At 46.0% G+C, this 1,764-nt stretch carries 3 protein-coding genes; all 3 read left to right on the forward strand.

The features are described from left to right. Positions 1–253, forward strand: a 253-nt coding sequence (locus tag NWE95_07305) for a hypothetical protein (GenBank protein ID MCW4003700.1), incomplete at its 5' end; no start/stop codon positions are given. Continuing rightward, positions 250–417, forward strand: coding sequence for a hypothetical protein (locus tag NWE95_07310; protein MCW4003701.1), 168 nt, complete (start codon positions 250–252; stop codon positions 415–417). The genes NWE95_07305 and NWE95_07310, both read left to right, overlap by 4 nt. Positions 418–419: 2 nt before the next feature. Continuing rightward, positions 420–1,586, forward strand: coding sequence for a tyrosine-type recombinase/integrase (locus NWE95_07315; protein ID MCW4003702.1), 1,167 nt, complete (start codon positions 420–422; stop codon positions 1,584–1,586). Positions 1,587–1,764 lie beyond the last annotated feature (178 nt).

Genomic DNA, 1,764 nt, shown 5'->3' on the forward strand with positions numbered 1-1,764 from the left:
AGGTGGCACAGATGGCACAGGTCAGATACCCCAGCGTAAAATCGGTGAATCATTAATTTTAGACGGGTATAGTACACGTGTGCCAAGTGTGCCATGTGTGCCAGATAATCAACCCTTGGTTTTAGCTAAAGACTGCGTTCACTTTCATAAAGCAAGTTGCATGCATCCTAACCCGAATTGTTTAACGCCGCTGTTTAATTGTCCAGATACGTGCCGCGGCTTTAAGCCATACGGAGAGGTTGATGCTGCGTGACTTTTGTGAAAGCTGGGTATTTGATGTTGGCGGGTGGCGGCAAATCGCTGAAAATTCAGTTGCGGGGCGGTGAGGTGTTGTTTGTTGCTGTTGCGGATGTGCAGCGTGCACTTAGGGAGCCAAAATTCGCGGCTGTCATAGTAAAAATGCAGGGAGAGCGTTGAACATGGTGGAAGCTGCTGCCTTAACACAGTGTCCGCAGTGTGGATGTGCGCGTCTTTTCAAAGATGGTTTACGTTATTTGGCGGATGGCAGCAGCGTACAGCGCTGGTTGTGCCGAGAATGCGGTTACAGGTTTTCAGAGGCTTCCACGTACACACGTGGTAAAGGCTTAAATACGGTTTTCCGAGAAAATAGGAATCGCCAAATAAGCGCTCTCTTAGAGGATGCGAAAAATTTGGATACTGCAACCGAAACCAAGACGGTTGCGGGAGAACCACAACAATTTGACGCCAAAGGCAAAATCCTAAGCTACCTATTCCACATGAAAAAACAAGGACTCAGCGAAACAACCATAACCAACACCAACAACAAACTAACCCAACTCTCAAAACTATGCAACATAAACGACCCAGAAGCCGTGAAAGAAGCACTCAGCAAAAAAGCCATAAAACCAAACAGCAAAGCCGCATACGTAGTTGCCTACAATGGCTTCCTAAAGTGGCAAGGCAAAACATGGGAAGCGCCGAGATACCAATTCGTTCAACCAATACCCTTCATACCACTTGAATGCGAAATAGACGCTTTAATCGCTGGAACAGGAAAAACCACTTCCGCCGTGCTGTTGCTGCTCAAAGAAACAGGCATGCGCATCGGTGAAGCGTTGCGGCTTGAATGGACAGACATAAACACAGAAAACAACACGATAACGCTTAACAAGACAGAGAAGCATGGCAGACCAAGAATGTTCAAAGTTTCAGCAAGACTAATCGGCGTGTTGGAAGCGTTGCCTAAGAAAAGTGAAAAAGTATTCGGCGGCGCTGACGTGAGAAACAAGATACGGCTACTCAAGCAGCAACGGACATTCTTAGCCAAGAAACTTAACAACCCGAGACTGGAAAAAATCACCTACCACACGATAAGACACTGGAAAGGCACTATGGAATACCACAAGACACACGACCCCGACCACGTGAAGCGGCTACTCGGACACCGCAATCTCCAAAGCACCGAGATATACATCAACATGGAGCAGGCTTGTTTCAGCGAAAGCGACCAGCAATACCACGTTAAACTTGCCAAAACCATAGATGAAGCATGTAAACTGTTGGAAGTTGGGTTTGAGTTTGTATGCGACATGGATGGTGCAAAACTGTTTAGGAAGCGGAAATGATGGAGAAACCGACACATATTCGTGAAAATCAGCAACTATTTATTAATACAGTTAGTATGCAATAGTTAGGCTTGTTAACGGAGCACAGGATAATGAAAGCCATAATAATTCAGTTTCCCTTCGGTTTCGCGGCATTTACTGAAGAAGGAAAACTTGCTGCCCAAACTTTATTCGCGAA

The organism is Candidatus Bathyarchaeota archaeon, assembly GCA_026014725.1.
In the GTDB taxonomy this organism is placed as follows: Archaea; Thermoproteota; Bathyarchaeia; order Bathyarchaeales; family Bathycorpusculaceae; genus Bathycorpusculum.

What these genes read in the sequence shown, in the direction of transcription:
- NWE95_07315 (MCW4003702.1), top strand. Translation starts at nt 420, where the DNA reads ATGGTGGAAGCTGCTGCCTTAACACAGTGTCCGCAGTGTGGATGTGCG.